This is a genomic window from Marinomonas sp., from assembly GCF_965225885.1.
Lineage (GTDB): Bacteria > Pseudomonadota > Gammaproteobacteria > Pseudomonadales > Marinomonadaceae > Marinomonas.
The window spans coordinates 770,385-789,659 of record NZ_OZ245329.1; the positions used below are offsets into that span (position 1 = coordinate 770,385).

The 19,275-nt window shown below is 42.0% G+C and carries 15 protein-coding genes; 6 read left to right on the forward strand and 9 right to left on the reverse strand.

The window, feature by feature from the left end; all coding sequences use genetic code 11:
• Nucleotides 1-6 precede the first annotated feature (6 nt).
• The gene (locus ACO05V_RS03485) at nucleotides 7-4,437 is read right to left on the reverse strand and encodes a hypothetical protein (protein ID WP_421847541.1); all 4,431 of its coding nucleotides are present in this window, start codon (nucleotides 4,435-4,437) and stop codon (nucleotides 7-9) included.
• Nucleotides 4,438-4,846: 409 nt separating this feature from the next.
• Between ACO05V_RS03485 and ACO05V_RS03490 the strand changes: the two genes are divergently transcribed.
• Nucleotides 4,847-5,146 carry an addiction module antidote protein gene (locus tag ACO05V_RS03490; protein ID WP_421847543.1) on the forward strand — a complete coding sequence of 100 codons (300 nt, stop codon included), beginning with the start codon at nucleotides 4,847-4,849 and terminating at the stop codon, nucleotides 5,144-5,146.
• A gap of 166 nt (nucleotides 5,147-5,312) precedes the next feature.
• On the opposite strand, the gene ACO05V_RS03495 is transcribed toward ACO05V_RS03490, so the two are convergent.
• The 4 genes from ACO05V_RS03495 to ACO05V_RS03510 form a co-directional block, all read right to left on the reverse strand.
• Complete coding sequence (locus ACO05V_RS03495) at nucleotides 5,313-7,037, reverse strand: hypothetical protein (protein WP_421847545.1); 1,725 nt, start codon at nucleotides 7,035-7,037, stop codon at nucleotides 5,313-5,315.
• 170 nt (nucleotides 7,038-7,207) lie between these two features.
• Nucleotides 7,208-7,801, reverse strand: a complete 594-nt coding sequence (locus ACO05V_RS03500; RefSeq protein ID WP_421847547.1) for a DNA-3-methyladenine glycosylase I — start codon at nucleotides 7,799-7,801, stop codon at nucleotides 7,208-7,210.
• Entirely contained in the window at nucleotides 7,794-8,717 is a 924-nt protein-coding gene (locus ACO05V_RS03505) for a LysR family transcriptional regulator (RefSeq protein ID WP_421847549.1), read from the reverse strand. Before ACO05V_RS03505 ends, ACO05V_RS03500 begins: the two co-directional genes overlap by 8 nt.
• Nucleotides 8,718-8,959: 242 nt before the next feature.
• Entirely contained in the window at nucleotides 8,960-9,937 is a 978-nt protein-coding gene (locus ACO05V_RS03510; RefSeq protein WP_421847551.1) for an IS110 family transposase, read from the reverse strand.
• A gap of 245 nt (nucleotides 9,938-10,182) precedes the next feature.
• Here ACO05V_RS03510 and ACO05V_RS03515 point away from each other — a divergent pair, with 245 nt between their 5' ends.
• The 5 genes from ACO05V_RS03515 to ACO05V_RS03535 all read left to right on the forward strand — a co-directional run bounded on the left by ACO05V_RS03515 (nucleotide 10,183) and on the right by ACO05V_RS03535 (nucleotide 16,095).
• Complete coding sequence (locus tag ACO05V_RS03515) at nucleotides 10,183-11,214, forward strand: amino acid ABC transporter substrate-binding protein (RefSeq protein ID WP_421847553.1); 1,032 nt, start codon at nucleotides 10,183-10,185, stop codon at nucleotides 11,212-11,214.
• A gap of 96 nt (nucleotides 11,215-11,310) precedes the next feature.
• A complete protein-coding gene (locus ACO05V_RS03520) occupies nucleotides 11,311-12,498 on the forward strand; it encodes an amino acid ABC transporter permease (RefSeq protein ID WP_421847555.1) in 1,188 nt (395 codons plus the stop codon).
• On the forward strand, nucleotides 12,499-13,869 hold the full coding sequence (locus ACO05V_RS03525) for an amino acid ABC transporter permease (protein WP_421847557.1): 1,371 nt from the start codon (nucleotides 12,499-12,501) through the stop codon (nucleotides 13,867-13,869).
• Nucleotides 13,869-14,639 (forward strand): amino acid ABC transporter ATP-binding protein, encoded by a 771-nt coding sequence (locus ACO05V_RS03530; RefSeq protein ID WP_421847559.1) that lies wholly within the window; start codon nucleotides 13,869-13,871, stop codon nucleotides 14,637-14,639. Before ACO05V_RS03525 ends, ACO05V_RS03530 begins: the two co-directional genes overlap by 1 nt.
• A 145-nt stretch (nucleotides 14,640-14,784) precedes the next feature.
• Entirely contained in the window at nucleotides 14,785-16,095 is a 1,311-nt protein-coding gene (locus tag ACO05V_RS03535) for an NAD(P)/FAD-dependent oxidoreductase (protein ID WP_421847561.1), read from the forward strand.
• Between the two features lie 45 nt (nucleotides 16,096-16,140).
• Here the strand turns inward: ACO05V_RS03535 and ACO05V_RS03540 are convergent, their stop codons facing one another.
• The 4 genes from ACO05V_RS03540 to dgt are packed head-to-tail and all read right to left on the reverse strand — an operon-like array spanning nucleotide 16,141 to nucleotide 19,199.
• Nucleotides 16,141-16,542: a GFA family protein gene (locus tag ACO05V_RS03540; protein ID WP_421847563.1), complete on the reverse strand. Its 402-nt coding sequence runs from the start codon at nucleotides 16,540-16,542 to the stop codon at nucleotides 16,141-16,143.
• A gap of 5 nt (nucleotides 16,543-16,547) precedes the next feature.
• A complete protein-coding gene (locus tag ACO05V_RS03545) occupies nucleotides 16,548-17,003 on the reverse strand; it encodes a GNAT family N-acetyltransferase (RefSeq protein ID WP_421847565.1) in 456 nt (151 codons plus the stop codon).
• A 29-nt stretch (nucleotides 17,004-17,032) separates the two neighbouring features.
• Nucleotides 17,033-17,671 carry a Vat family streptogramin A O-acetyltransferase gene (locus ACO05V_RS03550; protein ID WP_421847567.1) on the reverse strand — a complete coding sequence of 213 codons (639 nt, stop codon included), beginning with the start codon at nucleotides 17,669-17,671 and terminating at the stop codon, nucleotides 17,033-17,035.
• 13 nt (nucleotides 17,672-17,684) lie between these two features.
• On the reverse strand, nucleotides 17,685-19,199 hold the full coding sequence (dgt, locus tag ACO05V_RS03555) for a dGTPase (RefSeq protein WP_421847569.1): 1,515 nt from the start codon (nucleotides 19,197-19,199) through the stop codon (nucleotides 17,685-17,687).
• Between the last annotated feature and the right edge of the window lie 76 nt (nucleotides 19,200-19,275).

Below are 19,275 nucleotides of genomic sequence, written 5' to 3' on the forward strand. Positions count from 1 at the left end.
AAAACTCTATGGCTCGATCAACTTCTCTATGTCTTGAACGCCCTTATCAAGGAACCAATACTGAGCAGAAAGTACCCTATCAATAAACTCCTCATCATCGCTAAGATCTGCTTCTTGAAGAAGTGATTTCAAAGTAGAGAGTAATGGTTTTTTTTCATAAAAATGTACGGGCTCTGATTCATCACTAAATCGGTCTATAATTTTCTCTAGGGTATTCAAAATTTCATTTGGCATATGTAACACATTCTTTTCTAGCCAGAAAAATACACCATCTATTTCTCGGGATTTGTTAGATGTGGAGTATTCAATAAATAAATTTATTGTTTCTAAGTTAACGCTGTGTAAGATATTTTTGTTACTTAATGATCGCTCAAATTTTAAGCATATAGATTTGGAATCCTGACTCACAAAAAGCTTTTTCAGTCCTTCTAAGCACTTACTTGCATGATTTTTATTCGCATAGTTAGCTATTAGTACTTGTCCTATACCTTCTTTAGCCGCTTCATTTTGATGAGGCAAGTCATGCCAAAGATCTTCCTCAGAAATATAGTCTGACAAGTAACAAAGCGTCGCCAACCTGCCCCAAGCTTCAGCACTTTTTTTATCATTAATCAGCTTAAGTTTATTAAGGTATGGCTCTACTAAATTGAAGTTCTCATGATATTGGTAATACAAAATCTGTTCGAGGTGTTTTAACAACCTTGATGTACCATTTTTCGTAATAATATCAATGAGCTGCCAACCGAACTCTGAGTTCATACTTAGAAAGTAAGGAAAGCGTCTCAAAAATGTTGCTCTAACTACCATTGACGGATCTTTGGCAAAACGTATTAAAAGCTGCTTTAAATTGGAGGTGATATCTCTATTTTTCTCTAATCGATCATTACATATTACTAATACTGTTTCTGCTGCTATCCCTCTTGCCGAGTTAATTCCTTTTCCAACGAGAGATTTGGTTTCATTGTCTTCATCAGGATTAGGGATCGTGCTAGCGCTGAGTTGCCATAGCTGAAAACATAAGCGTTCAACTGATAGGTCGTCTTTTAAGACGTGGCTACATGCTTGGATTGCTCTAGCATGATAGGTGTTGCGGATATAATATTTACCATAGCGTTCAACAAGGTTTAATAATTCAAAAGCTAATGCTTGGCCATCTGGGAGAGGTTGAAGCTCTTTCCAATTGGGTGTTTGCAAGTTGCCAAATCGATGACTTAAGTGGGATGCTATTCCGTTAATAATTGATAGTATGCTACTGATTGGTGCATTTGATTGGTAGAGTAAATGTGCTATCGGAATAAACTTAAGAGGTACCTGAGTGGCTGCTGAAGTTAATGCACTCTCTACACTATCAAGGCCGCCAAGAAGATGGTCAGAGAAACCATTTTCATTAGTGTAATGTTTCAAAACATTCACAAGACCATCATTAGAGAAGTTTAAAATTTGATCTATTGATATGGGGGATCTAACAGTACCTGACCATCCAGTAATATTTGGCTGTCTGAAAAGGTTAGGCGTGCCATACTTTTTCTCACACAAGACAAAAGTGTCAAACAGCTCTGGTAGACGATATGAGGCAGGAACCCATATTAAGTCTCCATACATTCCCTTTAGGGTCCAGTAATCCTGACGTTCTTTATTCTCATAGTGATTAAATATATTTCGCTGATGCTCTTCGCGTGTTTTATTAGAGATATAAGGATAAGCAGCAAGAGCTAGAGTACCTAATTCAAACTCTAAGATACCGTATTTTAATAAGTTTTTATTTGTAAGGATCGCAGAAATACCTACGACATTTCCAATGATGTTTTCGTGGTAGGATTCAATCAGTAAATAAATTAGACCGAGATCATCGCATACTCTTAGTTTAGGTTCGAAACTCTTCCAACAACCATCGCTTTTATTACATCGTTTTTTCATAGCTTCTCCAACAGCATTTAAAAAATTGCTGGTAGAGCTACCAAAATATATATCACTATGAGTATGCCGTTTTTCATAAGATGTATTTTTTAAAAAATCTACATAAAAATCAGAATCATTACTTTGTGTAAAGCTAAGCAGGTAGCCCAAAGCACTATTAAATAGTTCATCAGAAACTTTAAGTCTTTCTTCAAAATAGTTTTCTGTTAGAAAGTCGTGAGAATTGCAGTAGAATTCTAGCTCGCTACTAGCATCAAGTTCACTAATCGGCTTAGTATTTAAAGTAATATACATCCATAATAGGTGATCACCTTTTCCTGTAGCATCTATATACCTACAAATGCTTTTGCCAAGGCTAGGGTGATCTTCCTCACTATGTTCTAATAGCTTTTTCAATAGACTATCTAAATCAAGATTGTTCCAGACTTTGTTTTTTTCTAATTCAGTTGATATTAACCAACTAAAATTTCTAATATTTAACCATTCGTCATCAATTGCTATATGCCATATTTTTATAATTTCTTTTTCATTTCCTTTAAAAAATTTTGATAGGAAATATATGATTACATAGGAATGATCATGTGGTTTTTTTACATCGATATTCGAAATTAGCTGATTATAAATAAGTAGAAACCAACTTTCACAGCTGGCTCTTTCTAACAGGCGGCGGAATAATTGAGGGTGCTGATTTGATAGTGTAATGACTAATGCAATATCGTGTCCGCTCGCTTCCATTTCAGCTAATGTCTCTACGGCGAGACGTTTTAAATGCATTGATACTTTATCTGATAATAAGAATTCGCGTAATTGTCTAATGCATTGCTTCGGGGATCTATTTTTCAATGTTTGAATTAATGATCTGACAGCAGGACGAATGAAAGGGAGTTGAGGCTGCGATGTAGAAAACGCTAATAGTGTTGTACCTTTCTGAAATGCTTGTCTGATTCGAAGCGCATCAGCTAATGTTTGATGGCTAAACATGAGCTGATTAGGTCCTACCTCCATAATAATCTGTTTGCTTAATAGGTATTGCAATTGATCAGGGGAAACATCTAATGATCTTTTTTGGAACTCATAACTACGTAGTTTTAATAAACCAAGAGACGTTTCCTGTAACGTATTCAGAACAACTTGCCCAAGATTGGCGTCTTTTTCAACAAGCTCTTGAAGGTATATGTCATAAAGGTCATGCTCTCCAATCTCATCTATCGTCATTCCTTTGTGTAATAGCTCATAAAAGAGCCTTAAGTTTTGAGGAATTACTAATACGTTTTTCAGTTTGGCGCTGAGTTGGCTAACGGTATAGCCCCATTTATTAAATAATGGAGCAATGCTGTCATTGAACGAAAGAGGCGAAATTGAAATAACTTCACCCCATTTCATTTCTCTTAATAAAGGGTCATATTTGGCATCAAAGGAACGGCTAGCAGCAACAACAGTAATGTTCGGGATTTTGGATAAGCTTGCAATCATACCTAAGAAACATCTAAGGCTATTGTGGCTTCTGCCCACGGCCAAAACATCAAGAGAATCTATTGCTATGACGATATGTCTTCTATCGGCCAAATAAGCGCATTGAGATATGAAGTCTTTAGGCAAGCCATATTGTTCTAAGTCTTTTAATGTATTGATTGAGGCAAAAATATCGCCTTTGATAAATAAAGAGACAGCTTCTTTTTGCTCATCCAGATCGTCCATGAGATCAAGCAGAAGGCATGTTTTTCCGCCACCCGCTATATCTTCTAATAGAATTGAGGGTACTTTTTGCTCGATTGCTTGTTTTAGTAAAGTAAGCTCTTCTCTGTGTATTTTTTCGCCACCAATGCTTCTTACCCATTGTCTACCTTGGACAGAAAAATCGCGAAATGACCGTATCAATTTTGTTTCATCAAAGGCTAAAGCTTGATGAATCCCATGTTCATGTAGCATATCTAGAATATCTTGCCGTTCTAAAACAATTTTACTATCGGCAAGGTGCAGGTGTTGATGATCTACATAGTTATAGATTAGTTCAAGCGCTGTATTTGCTCTTGGAAAGGTCGGCTTCAGTAACTCATGACTTAGATCTTGCCATTCGGATGAGCCGTTTTGAGGTCCAATTCGAATCCTTTTTATCAACGATAATGCTGTGGCTGCATCATTATCCCAAATTTTTGTGATGGCATCGAAAGTATCTATCTGTCCTTGAGGCGCATCTCTTAAAAAAGCTTCTAAGTCAGGATGTACTGAGCTTTCTTCGATGAGACGCTGAAAACCACCAAAAGGCGTACGAGAATAGAAATGAACTTCATAGTTTGGTTTTGAGAGTAACTGGCTTTTGCATGATTTAAGCTCTTTAATTAGTGTGGTATCTATTAGTTTCCACGGCTCGTGTTTGGCTTGATTGATTTTTGCTTGAATGAATGTTCTATCGCCATTTTTGTATAAAATAATTATATCGTCTTGGTACACTGGCTTTGGGTCGTCAGATGTGGATACCGCATCGACTTGAATTCCAGATATATTTTCATCTAGAAGCATCTTTATCGTCCAATAGAGAGCGACTGATCTTTGATATGCGTCTCCACGGTTGGATCGGATTCCTGCTAGACTCATTTTAGACTTCCCTTTTAATAATCAGATAAAGACATCAATCAAATGCAGCCTTTTAGTTTTAATTAACAATAATGGCTGTGATCGTTTATTTTGTATATACCAAAGAAAACCTATGCGTCGTTTTCTTACTGGTCTATTACTCTCCTTCCTCGCCCGATTAATTTCTTCCTGCATCAAACAGTGTTCCGCATGGTCGTTGATGATCCCCATGGATTGCATGAGCGGTGTAGAAAAATATTGAGATTAGGTTAAAAAACAACCATACTGTATTCAAATGGATACGGATTGTTTTATGTATAATAAAATAGCGAGCTACAAAACTGGATGAGACGACATGACTTCAATAAAAGAATTGACCAACTTTGATATGGCTGAGCAACTTCGTACAGACGAAGATATTGCTGCCTATTTATCTATGGTGCTTGAGGATGGTGATACCGACGAGCTGATTCATGCGCTTGGTCATATTGCTAAAGCACGAGGCATGACGCAGATAGCCAAAGACAGTGGGCTTGGACGTGAAAGCCTTTACAAAGCCCTCAGATCAGGTTCTCGGCCGCAATTTGATACGATAGTAAAAGTGCTTAAATCCCTTAATTTTGATTTGAAAACTGTGATTCATACGCAAAAATAAGCAAATTGACTTCGATTAGATGTGCTTTCATGGCCTCACAAACCCCTTCCTCGCTTTATCAATTTCCTCCCGCAGAAAACAGTCTTCCGCGTGGTCGTTGGGCCGACGAATTGCCAGCCCATTTTTGGGAATTTAAAATTTTTAGCTGTAATCTTATCTATATTTTTTAGTTACAGGATAACGTTTCTACGTCAGATAATACTGCGTAATAAGTTAAGCTAGATTTAATGTCATTTGGATTTTTAGTTTCAGTTTCAGTTGAATCAGGGATTGTAATGTCTTTATAATCGTCAAGGGTCACTGTTGGCGCTGTTAAATAGCCTTTTGAGGCGATACTGCTACTTTTATTGATGGTAGTCTGAATTTCTAACTTTAATTCCTTACCATCCTTATCTTTTAGTTTGGAGAGCATTTTTAGCTCTTTTGGAGTGAAAGAAAAGGCGGCATTCAAAGCAAAGTTCGTTTCCTCATTGGCATTGTAATAAAGCTCTTCTGCAGCCAATGTCGTAGTAACGATTTTTAAACGGTCGGCATCTGAGCGTTTTTTAAGCATAGTAAGCTCATTGCAAGACATTTGGTAGCGTTCTATTATGACACCATCAACGACAGTATAGCCGGAGGCTGTTTTGTTTGCTTTCATATTTGTAGAGTTGGATTCTGATTGAACGACGACGCCACTTTCCCATTTTGTATTTTTCGCCCAGTTATATACCACTCTGTTTGGTACAATCGCGAGAGCTTCGACTTTTAGTCTGGCTTTTTCTAACGCTACTAGGGCCTGTTTTTTGTCTTCTTCTGAGCAAGCATTCTGAATATTTTCTGGATTTTTTGCATTTTCTTCAGCTTCACTCAAATTTTCTTTAGCTTTTTCCTTTGCGGCTTCGTCGCTTTTAGCTTTAGCTAGATCAGCCTTCTTATCATCGATGATTTTATTTAGCTTTTTTTGTTCGTTTACAAGGCAGGATAAATGGTTTGTACTGGCTATTACAAAGTCTGCTGACCTAGTTTTTTCATTATTGACTGCATTAATAAATGCTAGCATTGACTTTGAATTGGGGAGTTTACTTATTGATTTATTCAGATCTGCTAAGGCTTTGTTTCGATTGTCTTCTAGATTTTGACATTGTTTTTCTAATATCTCTGATATCACTTTCTTTTCTTTAGTGAATTCTTCTTGAGTACTTGAGTTCAGCTTACTATAAGCTGTGTTTGTTGCGTCAATTTGGCATTGTAAGTATTCAGCATTCGCTGCTTCATAAGCAGATGATAATATGATTTGTTGATTGAAGTTCGTCAAATTTTTCGATGTATTAGAAGGGTAATATTCTCTGTATAGCTTGCCTTTACGCTCAACTTCTACATCAACTATGTTTGTTTTAATTGTATCAAGTATGGCGATGATTTTATTGTATAAATTATTAGCGCTATCTGGATTTTTACTATTGTTTCTTAGTATATTCAGCTCTTGTCTTAGTGTATTTTCATTTTCATTTAATAATATTGGCGCATCACTTAAGCTGTTAATTATCTTATTTAAAGCGGTTTTAGCTTTCTCTGTATTTAATTTATCTGACATTTCTTTTTTTGATTCTTTTAGTGCTTCCACTAAGCTTTCTGTTATCTCTGAATAAGCTAGTTCATTCTGACAGTTCGCAGAAAACGGAGAACGGTATCTACTGGTTATACAAACTTGTCCCACTCTGAATGCTAGTTGCCCATTTAAAGAAACGTAGGTGGTTTGTAGCGGATGGCTAGTTATCATCCATTTACTGGGGTGCATGGCAACGCCGTCGTTTTGTGCCGATGAGGTTAAACTATCTACCACATTGAGTTGAGTGTTCGAACAAGCGGTTAATAGCGCGATAGAGATTAGAAAGAATAAAAAACGCATAGTGGAAGTCCTTTTTCTTTACTGTTCTTTTACAAAATAGATCGTTTTTTGATCATTTGCAAGTGAATCATTCTTGCTCAAAGGACATAAGACTAAAACATGGCATAAATATGTGGATATATGGCATTGCTGTTCGTGATGAAATTGTTTGCTTGAAAGTGATGTTTTGTTTAACTCGGCCTAACAAGCCCCTTCCTCGTTTTATCAATTTCCTCCCGCATAAAACAGTGTTCCGCATGGTCGTTGATGAGTCCCATGGATTGCATGAAGGCGTACATTGTCGTTGGACCAACGAATTGCCAACCGCGTTTTTTGAGCTCTTTTGAAAGGGCGATGGATTCAGCGCAAGTGGTTTGGGTTTCTGGTGGAGGAAGGGTGTTTTCGTCGGGTTCGTAGCGCCAGATAAAAGCGGCTAATGAGCCTTCTTGTTCGATCATTTCTAGGGCGCGTTTGGCGTTGTTAATCACCGCGAGGATTTTGCGTTTATTCCGCACTATGCCTTGATTGTTAAGTAGTTCTGCTATTTCTTTCTCACCAAATAATGCCACTTTATGAAAATCGAATTGCTGGAAGGCGAGGCGAAAGTTTTCTCTCTTAGTCAAAATCGTTCGCCAGCTCAAGCCTGATTGAAAAGTCTCTAAGCAGAGTTTTTCAAACAAACGCTGGTCGTCATCAACCGGAAAGCCCCATTCGTTATCATGGTATTCAGGAAAGTCAGGTGCGGAACTGGCCCACGCGCAGCGGGTTTTATGGTCGTCAGGCATTGGTTGTATCCGATGTCAGTTGGGTTTGTATCTCTAATTTACGTATCAATGCGTCGTAAAAATCTTTGGCGAGGCCTGACAGTGGGCTCAAGTTGGAGGTGAGTACTTCGAGCGGTTCAACAACGCTGGGGTGGAAGGGTTTCAAAACGACGTTGGGTAATTGAAAGACTTTGTCAAAGTAACGGAAGTTCAGAATGTCGACTAAGGTAGCGCCCATTCCTAAGTTCACAAAAGAAAGACCATGAATGGTCGTATGGACTTCTAGGGTTCGATTCAATGGCAGCCCGACTTCCGTATAAATGCGTTTGAGCGCTTTTGTGGTGGCGTTTTCGGAATCTAAAGTGATCCAGCTAAGATCCAATAAGTCTTTAGGATGAATAACGTCTAACAAAGCGGCCGGATGATCTTTCGGTACCGCGCAATAACAAGGCAAGTCGAAGGCGACCGCATCGTGTTTTGAGGAACTTTGGGCTTTATCTACCAAGCCGATTTGATATTGTCCTGAAGCGATACCTTGTCTAATGGCCGAGCAACCAGAGAGATGCAGGCTCACATCCACACCGGGGTTATCCTTAATGTATTCAGCGATAAGCTCGGGCAAAAATTGATAAGACGGGCCGAAAATCGTGCAAATGCGTAATCGACCGGTTTTGCTGTTTTTCGCTCGTTTGATGCTGTCTTCTAGGTGGTTGACGCCTTGCAAGATGCCATAGACTTCTTCGTGCAAGTAGAGCGCTTCGTCGGTCGGAATAAGCTTGCCGTTGTTACGCACAAAGAGTTTATAGCCAATTTCTTCTTCAAAGTTCGCTAGCATTTTACTGGCCGCAGGTTGGCTAACATAGCTTCGCTCGGCGGCTCTAGTTATGTTGCCAGTAACAAATACCTCGTGAAATATACGCAACTTATTGATGTTCATCGGCATAACCTAAAGTTATCAGACTATTAAAAATATTCAGTGTGATTATAGAAAATCTTCACATAAGATCGTAACTGTTAGTTGTTTGATCTGCATCAAAAGATTTAATAAAAAGATGCGGTCACGGTATCACTTACCCCTCCCTAACCCTCCCCTTGAAAAAGAGGAGGGAATAAGAAATCTAGCTCCTCCCCCTGCTAAGGGGGAGATACCATCTTTCCAATCAAGCCTTTTTTAGTCATTTAGGCTATTTGAGGCTTGTATTCGCTTTGATGCTTTACAACACCAAAACAAATTTGTACAAGCTTTCTCATGGCTGCTCCGAGTGCTTGCATGTGAGTCTTACCACGGTTTTTTAGGCGTTCATAAAGTGCTTTCACATCAGGGTTATGTTGTTTTGCGACAACGGCGGCCATATAAATTTTGGCTCTAACATTAGGCGGTCCAACCTTTGATAACATTGATCGGCCTTTTAATGTTCCTGACTCTCTAATTCTTGGAATTAGCCCTAAGTAGGCCGATACGCTTCCTGCTTTTTCAAACGGATGTGAGGACAGAACCGACAACATAAGCCTTGATACAACAGAGCCAACACCAGGAATACTTTCGAGAAGGTGTCTTTTCTTTTTCAGTGTTGGGTGATTGTCAATATGCGTATCTAACTCTTCAATCAGCCTCTCTTTCTCTTTTACTAACACAGACACAATGTTGTCTATCGATTTAATAACAACAGAAGAGCCGTCTGCTATTTCAGCTTGTTCTTTCCGATTCAATTCGCGCTGTATGTCTTTCTCTATCGACTCTATACGTTTGATCAGAGCTTTCAGCTTACGTACCTCTGGTGCTTCTGGTGTCCAGCGTTTTGGATCCATTTGATAACCGAACTTAGCTAAAAGAAGGCTATCGGCTTTATCCGTTTTGTGAGTCACGCCAAGCGCCTTGGCAAACTCTTTAGGCCTTGCTGGGTTAACAACACAAACTTGAAAACCTAGATGAAACAAATGGGTAGCAATGCCTTCATGATAAATCCCTGTCGCTTCAAGAGTGACATGAATTTGTTCAGGTTGTGCTGATGTTACTTTAATGAGCCATTGAGCAATATTTTCAAAGTCTTCCTGATTGTTTTTAAAGACTTTTGTTTTGACTTTTTCTGATAGGACGTCTCTTAGCCAAAGACAATCCAGCTTATTTTTTCCAACATCAATACCTATATAAATCATTTATCCTTATTCCCCTTGTACATGCAGCATCACTGTAGAAACAGGCGCTTGGATACCATCCAATGTTGAAGGATTAGTCTGGCAGAATAATCTCCCCCACAGCATCGAAGCGCTTAGGCTAGGAACATACTTACCAGACTAAAGTGAATTACTAGCTAAGCAATTCACTTAGAAAGATACAAGGTTGGGAGGGGGTGCCGAATAAAAGAAATTACAAAATCAACAGCATATAAAAGGAACGAACAATGAAGAAATTTTCTATAGCGTTAGCAGCAACCACCACGCTTCTAGCGGCAAACACTTATGCAGCCGATACTATTTCTACCCTAGACGCAGTCAAAGAACGTGGCTATGTGAATTGTGTAATTGGTAACTCTTTCCCCGGTTTTTACAGCCTAAACAAGGCTGGCGAATGGCAAGGCATGGACATTGATATGTGTCGCAGTGTTGCTTCGGCGGTATTTGGTGATGCCACTAAAGTGAAATTCTTACCAGTACAGTGGGCGCAAAGTTTCACTTCTATTAAGAGTGGTAAAGGTGACATTTTATCAAAAGGCATGACGTGGACACTTTCCCGTGATGCTGCACAAGGTTTGGATTTCCTTGATACCTATTTTTACGATGGTCAAGGTTTCATGGTACGCAAAGACTTAGGCGTGAAATCCGTGAAAGAACTAAAGGGTGCGACGGTTTGTGTATTGACCGGAACCTCTAGTGAATTGAACATCGCAGATTACAGCCGTGCCAATAATTTGGACATCAAAACGGTCGTATTTGACGACTCCTCAGTCCGTAACACTGCCTTTTTTAACAACAACTGTGATGCGTTAACCAATGATAAATCGGGCTTAGCCGCGCAGCGTTCTGCAGCACAAAACCCAAATGATTACGTGATTTTGCCTGAAACGATTTCCAAAGAAGCCTTGTCATTCGCTGTAAAACAAAACGACAGTGAATGGGCGAATGTTGTGAAATGGAGCTTTGCAGCCATGATTGCAGCGGAAGAGTTTGGAGTAAATTCTCAAAACGTTGAGAAAATGCGCGCAGAAAGCCAAAGTCCAGTGATTCGTCGCTTACTTGGTGTTGAAGGTGACCTAAATACAGGACTAGGGCTTCCACAGGATTGGGCATATCAAATTATTAAAAACGTCGGTAACTACGGTGAAGTATACGAACGTAACGTAGGAACAAACAGTGTGTTGGGTCTAGATCGTGAAGGTACATTGAATGCATTGTGGACTAATGGCGGCATGATGTACGCGAAGTCTTTCCGCTAATTCTATTTACTAGTAGTGAAAGCAATAGGTAGGTTATGTTTCTAGGCCTATCTATTGCTGCAATTTTAGTTTTCCTCCTTCGTTCGGTATATAGATATGATTCAGTCCTCTACGAGCAAGCCATCAAAAAGTCTCTCTCTGCTTAATAATGATTCAAGCAGAGCCGTGATATTACAAGCGGTTGTCTTAATGCTGGTTTTGTTTGGCTTGTGGTTTTTATTTGCCAATGCCAGTGAAAATTTAAACCGTTTAGGCATGACATTTGGTTTTGATTTTCTGCAAGTAACCGCAGGGTTTAACATAAGCTGGAGCTTGATTCCTTACGACCCAAGCATGAGTTATTGGCGTGTGTTTCTCGTCGGTATTGTGAACACGCTGATTTTATCTTTCTGCGTAATTGTTGTCGGCACCATTATTGGCACTGTGGTGGGGATTTTAAGATTATCCGACAATCCTTTGGTGTCTCAACTTGCGCGCTGGTATGTGGAAATTGTGCGTAATGTGCCCTTGTTAATCCAAATCATCTTTTGGTTTACCGTGGTGTTTTCTACCTTGCCTGCGCCTCGACAAAGCTACCACCTTGGCGAATGGCTTTTCCTAAACAATCGTGGCCTTTATGTGATGACAATGGAAAGCACCTTGTCATGGAGATGGATTGCTTTGGCTGTGGTGGCTTTGATCGCTGCGCTGTACGCCTTATTCCGTTGGTCTAAATCTTATTACACCTTGTCAGGTTCTCGTTCCACAGGATTCTATATCGGCTTAGTTGTGTGGGCGTTGGCTGCTTGTTGGGCTATTTGGAGCTTTTCTAATTCGACGAGCTTGTCTGTTCCAACACTACAAGGCTTTAACTATAGCGGCGGTGCGTTTCTTCCGGCGTCATTCGGTGCGGCGTTTGTTGCCATGACGGTGTATCGATCTGCGGCTATTGCTGAAACGGTTCGAGCTGGCATGCAGTCTATCGACCGAGGACAACATGAAGCTGCGTTTACTATTGGTTTCTCACGCGTTCAGTCGTTGCGCTTGATTCTAATTCCTCAGGCGATTCGCTCTATTATTCCACCGATGACGAACTCTTGGTTGGCAGCAACAAAAGACTCGTCACTGGCGGTAGCAATTGGCTTCCCGGAATTGGTGTCTGTGTTCATGCAAACTTCCATGAACCAAACCGGACGCGCCATCGAAATCATCTTTATGGTTATGGTTTTCTATATCTTCATCAGTTTGCTGATCTCTTACTTGCTCAACAAGTACAACGACAGCGTGCAGTATAAGGTGCGATAAATGGACGATTTGAATGTGAAAAACCAACCTGTTTTAAAGCAATTTGTCCCGACGCCACCTCGTCCGCCACGTAAAAGCGAAAGAGGTATTCTCGGTACAATTCGCCATCGTTGTTTTAACAGTATTGGTAATAGCTTGCTGACCTTGTGTGTGGCGACTGTGCTGTTTTATTTAGTGAAGCATGTATTGGATTGGGCGGTATTTAACGCGGTATTTAACGCGGTTTTTATCGCGGATAATCGTCGTCAATGTATGGATATTAGCCCAGAAGGCGCGTGCTGGGCGGGCGTTATTAGTTGGTTTAATGGCTTAATTTACGGGCGCTTTCCGGTGGACGAGCAGTGGCGCGTCAATATCGGTGTCTTGCTCGGATTGGTTTGGTTATTGCCGCTGATGTCGAAGCGTATTCCTTTGCGTAACTTCATCTTGTTGTCTTGGATTGGCCTGTATCCTTTTGTGGGCGGTTATCTTTTCTTAGGCGGCCGTTTCGGCGAGGAATTGGGCTTGGTACATGGCGCGATGACCTGTCTTGCCTTGGCTTTTCTAATCATTATCTACGCTAACTGGATCTTGTCGGCGCTTGGCAAAAAAGGCCTAAACGAACTCTTTGTGCCGCTGGTATCTCGCTTGGTTGAGCGTCGTATTCATCTGTTGAGCTTTGTTGCTGTTTGGCTGCTTGTTGCATTGGTGATCGCTCTTGGGCTTAGCCAAGTGTCGTTGGAGCCTGTGCCAATTGAGCGTTGGGGCGGTTTGTTCCTCACTTTCATCATTGCTGGCTTTGCCATCACCATGGCGATTCCTGTGGGCGTGATTTTAGCGCTTGGTCGACGTTCCAAATTGCCAGTGATTCATTGGCTGTCGATGACAGTGATTGAGCTAGTTCGTTCTGTACCTTTGATCACTGTCTTGTTTATGGCGGTGACCTTGCTGCCGATCTTTTTGCCGGCGGATATGGAATTTAACAAGCTCACGCAAGTGTTGGTCGCTGTGTGTTTGTTTGCTGGTGCTTACATGGCGGAAAACATTCGCGGTGGCTTGCAGGCGATTCCCAAAGGTCAGTACGAAGCGGCCGCTACGCTTGGTTTAGGTTATTTGCACACCATGGTACTGATCATTCTGCCACAGGCGCTAAGAATGATGATTCCAAACATCATGACGTCGTTTATCAGTTTGCTAAAAGACACCACACTGGTTTCCATCATTGGCTTGTTCGACATCATGTTGATGGCGCGCAACATTGCCAACGACAAAGACTGGGTAGGAATGCATACCGAGCCTTTGGTAATGATTTCCGTGCTCTTCTTTATCTTGTGCTACAGCATGTCCCAATACAGTTTGAATCTTGAAAAACGTTTAAAGGTGGATCGCTAATGACGACGTCATCAGGAAATTTAGCCCAAAAAGCCGTGACTGAAACGGCGATTAAAATCGACAACCTGAACAAATGGTACGGAGATCATCACGTTCTTAAAGACGTTTCTCTAGATATTAGCGAAGGCGAAATTATGGTGGTTTGTGGGCCGTCTGGCTCAGGTAAATCGACGCTGATTCGTTCGTTGAACCATCTGGAAGAATACCAAGAAGGTGTTGTGTCGGTTTTTGATCAGCCACTTTCTCGGGATAGTCAGAGCCATAAAGTGATTCACCAAACCATGGGCATGGTGTTTCAGAATTTTAACCTATTCCCTCACCTTACCGTTTTACAAAACTGCGCCTTGGGATTGATGTGGTTGCGCAAAATGTCGGAAAGAGACGCTGAAAAAAAGGTAATGGTTCTATTAGATCGTGTTGGTATCGCCAATTTAGCGTCGCGTTATCCTGGACAGTTGTCGGGAGGTCAGCAACAGCGAGTGGCGATTTCTAGATCTCTAGCGATGGAGCCTAAAATCATGCTGTTTGATGAGCCGACTTCCGCTCTGGATCCTGAAATGGTCAAAGAGGTCTTGGATGTGATGGTCGATTTAGCCAAAACCGGTATGACCATGGTGTGTGTTACCCACGAGATGGAGTTTGCACGACAAGTTGCCAATCGAGTGGTGTTCATGACGGATGGTGAAATTGTTGAAGTTGGTCCGCCAGAACAGGTGTTAGTGAATCCCCAGTGGGATAGGACAAAAGAATTTTTACAACACGTACTCTAAAACCTTTTTACGACTGCTGTGCTCGCTAATACGTTGTTAAAAATAGACTCGTCTTGGCTTCGCTCGCGACATCGTAAATACGGTTTAAGTTAGTGGTTAAAAAAAACATACAAACTTACCCTTATTTTTATGGAATGAAATCGATATGTTGGCAAAAAATATATCGACGTATAGCAACATGCCTTATTGGCTGGCGGATACGTCTTTGGCGAGCAAAATTAACTCTAATGCTCGGTTTGAAATCCCACAAAAAGCCGATGCTGTTATTGTCGGTGGCGGCTTTACTGGCATCTCTGCAGCCATTACCTTGGCGCGAGCGGGACTCAAAGTGGTTCTACTGGAAGCTGGGCATTTAGGCGAAGGCGCGAGCTGCCGGAATGGTGGTTTGCTTGGGCCAAGCTTCAGCAAATTAGGTGTCGATGGACTCGAACGCCAGTATGGCCGTGACAATGTGCATTCGACCATTCGAGAAAGTTTGGTGGCCTTTAATTGGCTGGTGGACTTTATCAAGGAAGAGAAAATTGATTGTGATTTGTCCTTATGTGGCCGCTTCCGTGGCGCGAGTCATCCGAGCCATTACGCGGGCTTGATTGAGCAAGCGGAAGAGCTCGCGAAAGTCGTGGACTTTCCTGCTATCGCCGTGAGTCGTCAGGATCAGTTCGAAGAAGTAGGCTCTAATGCTTATCATGGCGGCGTGGTTTACCCGACCGATGGTACCTTACAGCCAGCCAAGCTACATCATGGACTTTGTAAAATTGCTCAGCAAGCAGGTGTGTTAATGCTTGAACACACCAAGGTGCGCGATGTCAGTAAACAGGGCGCTAGCTACAAGGTTCAGTACGATGGCGGCGTTATCGATGCAGATCAAGTAATTATCGCCACAAATGGTTACACGGGTGGTGAATTTGATAAATTCAAACGTCGCATCATTCCTATTCGTTCTGCGATGATTGCCACCGAAGAATTGCCTGAATCTATCATTCGTTCCGTGAGTCCGAAATTACGCGCCCATGGTGGCACCGAGCGTTTGGTTGCTTATTATCGACCTTCGCCAGATGGCAAACGCATCTTGTTTGGCGGACGAGCATTTGGCCGCGGCGACCAGCCACAGCTGTATTCGAAATACCTACAAGACTTCATGATTCGTACTTTTCCTCAGTTGGAAGAGGCAAAAATCGATTACGCTTGGTCGGGCTATGTTGCCTACACCTTTGACCATGTGCCACACATTGGCAAAATGGACGACATGCACTACGCCATGGGCTACTGCGGTTCAGGTGTTGGTCGCGCCAATTATTTTGGTCGTAAAATCGCTCAACAAGTGCTTAACCAAGTGGAAGGCAAAACCTCATTTGATGGCTTTCCTTTTAAAACGCGTCCCTTGTATACAGGAACGCCTTGGTTCTTGCCAGCGATCATGAGATGGCACGACTTCGCGGATCGCCGGGGTTGGTAATACCTGATATAGATAGGATCAAAACCTCGGCAATTCGCTGAGGTTTTATGGCTTACGATCAGCTGGATGATTCACGCCATCGTTTGTCACCACATCACCCAGATCATAAGGATTAACCTCTTCTAAGCAGCCAATGTTGTAGCCATACTCATTAGGGTTTGATCGACGTTGATGGTGAGTATAAATGCCACAGTTTGAACAGAAAAAATGCTTAGCTGTGTTGGTGTTGAATTGATAAAGCTTTAACGCATCATGCCCTTTGACGATTCGAAGGTTGTCGAGCGTGACAGAACCTACGATGGCACCTTTACGACGACAAATAGAGCAATCACAGCGCCTTGGATTTTCGATGCCGTTCGGTAGGGTTAATTCCAATTCAACTGCACCACAATGACAGCTGGCTTTGTGTTTGAGTTTTATCTCTGTTGGACCGACTTGTTTGATCATGATATTTATCCTTTTAACGGTTTTAGTAAGCACACCACGCGTTCTATTTCGTTAAAGCCAAGTTGTTTGTGAAGGTTGACGCTTTTCTCATTGGTGATCGGGGCGTCGCTTCCAAGCTCCTGAAAGCCTTGTTGTTTGGCCCATTCCTCGGCAGCGTGAATCAAGGCTTTGCCAATGCCTTGCCCTTGGCAATCCGGTGAAACAAACCAAGCTTCGATGTAAGGCGTGGTTTGCTGGCTACTGCCGGGAACATTGTCGCGAAGGTTCAGCTCGATAAATCCGATCATCTTTTGGGCATCATCAAGGGCAATCAACACCTCTTGTACATTTGGATAGTTTCCTTGAAAGAAGGCGTCGACTTCCGCTTGGCTGATGTCTTTGATTTCTGGCAGAAACTCGATTCTTAGAGCTGACCAGGCGACGGCGTCTGTTGTTTGGATAGTTCGGATGTTGATTGTCATCTCATTAATCTTCCTAGTGCTTGCCGTGGTTAGTCGTCTTTGGCGGCTTGTAACCGACTTAAATCGGCACCGGCAATGGCGTCTAAATGTAGGGTGATTTTTTCGGCGCTCCAATCCCACCAAGCAATGCCTTGTAATGTTTGAATGGTTTGCTCGTCAAATCGGTACTTGATGACCTTGGCCGGATTGCCACCGACCACGCTGTAAGCAGGTACATCAGATGTCACGACGGATTTACTAGCAATAATGGCACCGTTACCGATTTGTACGCCGGGCATGATGGTGGCGTCGTAGCCAATCCATACATCGCTACCTATATTCGTATCGCCTTTGTAGGGTAAGTCGCCCGCTTTGGGCGCGGCCTTTTCCCAACCATTGCCAAAGATGTAAAACGGATAGGTAGAGAACCCTGCGTTGGCATGGTTGGCGCCATTCATAATGAATGTTACGTCTTTTGCGATGGCGCAAAATTTGCCGATAATTAGCTTATCGCCAATAAAATCAAAGTGATAAAGCACGTTGCTTTCGAAGCGTTCTGGGCCTTCGGGGTCGTCGTAATAGGTGTAATCGCCAACGATTATATTGTCTCGGGTAATGAAGTTTTTAAGATAACCCACTTGCGGAAAGCCCTTCATCGGCTCTTTGTTATCTGGATTGGGTCCTTTCATATTGCCTCCTTTTCTAATCAATCACATGCAAGGCACGATATTCGTCGTAAGCGAATTGGTCTGTCATGCCGCTGATGTAGTCTTGAATAAGTCGACAGCGGAAGTAGAGTTCCCATGCGTTGTCGCTGATGGCTTCAAGTTCACTGCCTTTGAAGTGACTTTTAAAGTCATTGAGTGTTTTGTCTTCTAGCGCTGCTTGATAGGCGGCGAGGTGTTTGCCTGAGAGCTTATTGCATAAGCGGGTCTCATAAATGGGTGTTTTGTCTGCCTTGTTGAGAATGTCTGTAAAGGTGGCTTTATCCAAACTGAGTAACGGTTTGTAGATATCCAGCAAACCATTGATGATGCGATAGCCTTGCAGTTCTTGTTTCTGGACTTCTTTGGCGGAAAAAACGTAAGTGAAGGCGACGGATTTGAGGGTTTCTAGAATGGCATGACAACTGCTTTTGTCTTCCATTAATGCTTGATTGTAGTGGCCGTCGAATATAGCTTCGATATTGTCGACGAACTGTTTGCTGGCATGCTTGACCGAGTTTGTATTGATGGCGACACGGAACGGCACAAAGAAATCGCTGTCTAATTTGGTTGTGTTATAACGCCATAAGCTCTTATCAATAAGCTCGCTCATCAAGTTATGTTCATCTTTTGTTAACTTGTATTTATTGCTATCGACAATCTTTTTATATTCCTCTTTCAGTTTGTCCAACAGCTCATCAAATTTCAAAATGCCTTTCTCGACCGCGTCTTCAATGTCGGCAATGCAATAGGAAATATCGTCGGCAGCTTCCATCACATAGGCAAAAGGTGAACGACAGCCGTCATGTATTTCAAGCGTTTCGTTGATGTCTTTGATAATCGGCACTTCACTGAGATAAAAACCAACCTTTTTCTTTAAGTAGCTTTGAGGGTCATTTTCTTCTTCTTTGGGTTTATCCTGATCAGCTCGTCGCGTGTATTTGATGATGCCAGACATTTGGCTGTAGGTTAGGTTTAACGTGAGTAACGAATGCACGATGCGTAACGCTTGGGCGTTGCCTTCGAAACTGCCTATATCTTGTTTGAGCGGCGACAGAGTGTCTTTCAAGTCTTGAATATCATCACGCTTGAACAAAGCTTCGGTGTGATCGTGAAACCATTGTTTTATCGCCTCTTCACCAAAATGCCCGAACGACGGATTGCCCACGTCGTGCATCAAACAGGACATTTCGATGATGGATTCGAATTGGCGGTCTAACCCAGTTAATCCATAGGTTTGTATTTGTTCCGCTGTGAGCTGATTGAAGATTCTTTGGCTGATAAAGCGCCCAACCTGTTGTACTTCCATGGAATGAGTGAGACGACTGCGCACGGCCGCGTTTCGTTCCAAAGGGAAGACTTGGGTTTTCTGCTGCAAACGACGAATCGCGGCGGAGTTAATAATCCGGCCTCGGTCACTTTCGAAGACGGCAAGGTCTCGGCTTTCTGCCGTAAAGTGTTTTGAATTATAAGAACGATGAGGTCGAATTTTTTGTCTAAAATTAATCGTCATGTTTGGCGTCCATGGCTCGTAATGGATTGTTTTATGCTCTGATAGTAACGGTATTTTTAGGGTTAAGTCATGCTTC

Excerpts from the sequence above, each read along its gene's own strand:
- ACO05V_RS03505 (WP_421847549.1), bottom strand. The coding sequence starts at position 8,717 with ATGAACATCAATAAGTTGCGTATATTTCACGAGGTATTTGTTACTGGC.
- dgt (WP_421847569.1), bottom strand. The coding sequence starts at position 19,199 with ATGACGATTAATTTTAGACAAAAAATTCGACCTCATCGTTCTTATAAT.
- ACO05V_RS03495 (WP_421847545.1), bottom strand. The coding sequence starts at position 7,037 with ATGCGTTTTTTATTCTTTCTAATCTCTATCGCGCTATTAACCGCTTGT.
- ACO05V_RS03540 (WP_421847563.1), bottom strand. The coding sequence starts at position 16,542 with ATGATCAAACAAGTCGGTCCAACAGAGATAAAACTCAAACACAAAGCC.
- ACO05V_RS03525 (WP_421847557.1), top strand. The coding sequence starts at position 12,499 with ATGGACGATTTGAATGTGAAAAACCAACCTGTTTTAAAGCAATTTGTC.
- ACO05V_RS03490 (WP_421847543.1), top strand. The coding sequence starts at position 4,847 with ATGACTTCAATAAAAGAATTGACCAACTTTGATATGGCTGAGCAACTT.
- ACO05V_RS03520 (WP_421847555.1), top strand. The coding sequence starts at position 11,311 with ATGATTCAGTCCTCTACGAGCAAGCCATCAAAAAGTCTCTCTCTGCTT.
- ACO05V_RS03515 (WP_421847553.1), top strand. The coding sequence starts at position 10,183 with ATGAAGAAATTTTCTATAGCGTTAGCAGCAACCACCACGCTTCTAGCG.
- ACO05V_RS03545 (WP_421847565.1), bottom strand. The coding sequence starts at position 17,003 with ATGACAATCAACATCCGAACTATCCAAACAACAGACGCCGTCGCCTGG.
- ACO05V_RS03510 (WP_421847551.1), bottom strand. The coding sequence starts at position 9,937 with ATGATTTATATAGGTATTGATGTTGGAAAAAATAAGCTGGATTGTCTT.
- ACO05V_RS03500 (WP_421847547.1), bottom strand. The coding sequence starts at position 7,801 with ATGCCTGACGACCATAAAACCCGCTGCGCGTGGGCCAGTTCCGCACCT.
- ACO05V_RS03530 (WP_421847559.1), top strand. The coding sequence starts at position 13,869 with ATGACGACGTCATCAGGAAATTTAGCCCAAAAAGCCGTGACTGAAACG.
- ACO05V_RS03535 (WP_421847561.1), top strand. The coding sequence starts at position 14,785 with ATGTTGGCAAAAAATATATCGACGTATAGCAACATGCCTTATTGGCTG.
- ACO05V_RS03550 (WP_421847567.1), bottom strand. The coding sequence starts at position 17,671 with ATGAAAGGACCCAATCCAGATAACAAAGAGCCGATGAAGGGCTTTCCG.
- ACO05V_RS03485 (WP_421847541.1), bottom strand. The coding sequence starts at position 4,437 with ATGCTTCTAGATGAAAATATATCTGGAATTCAAGTCGATGCGGTATCC.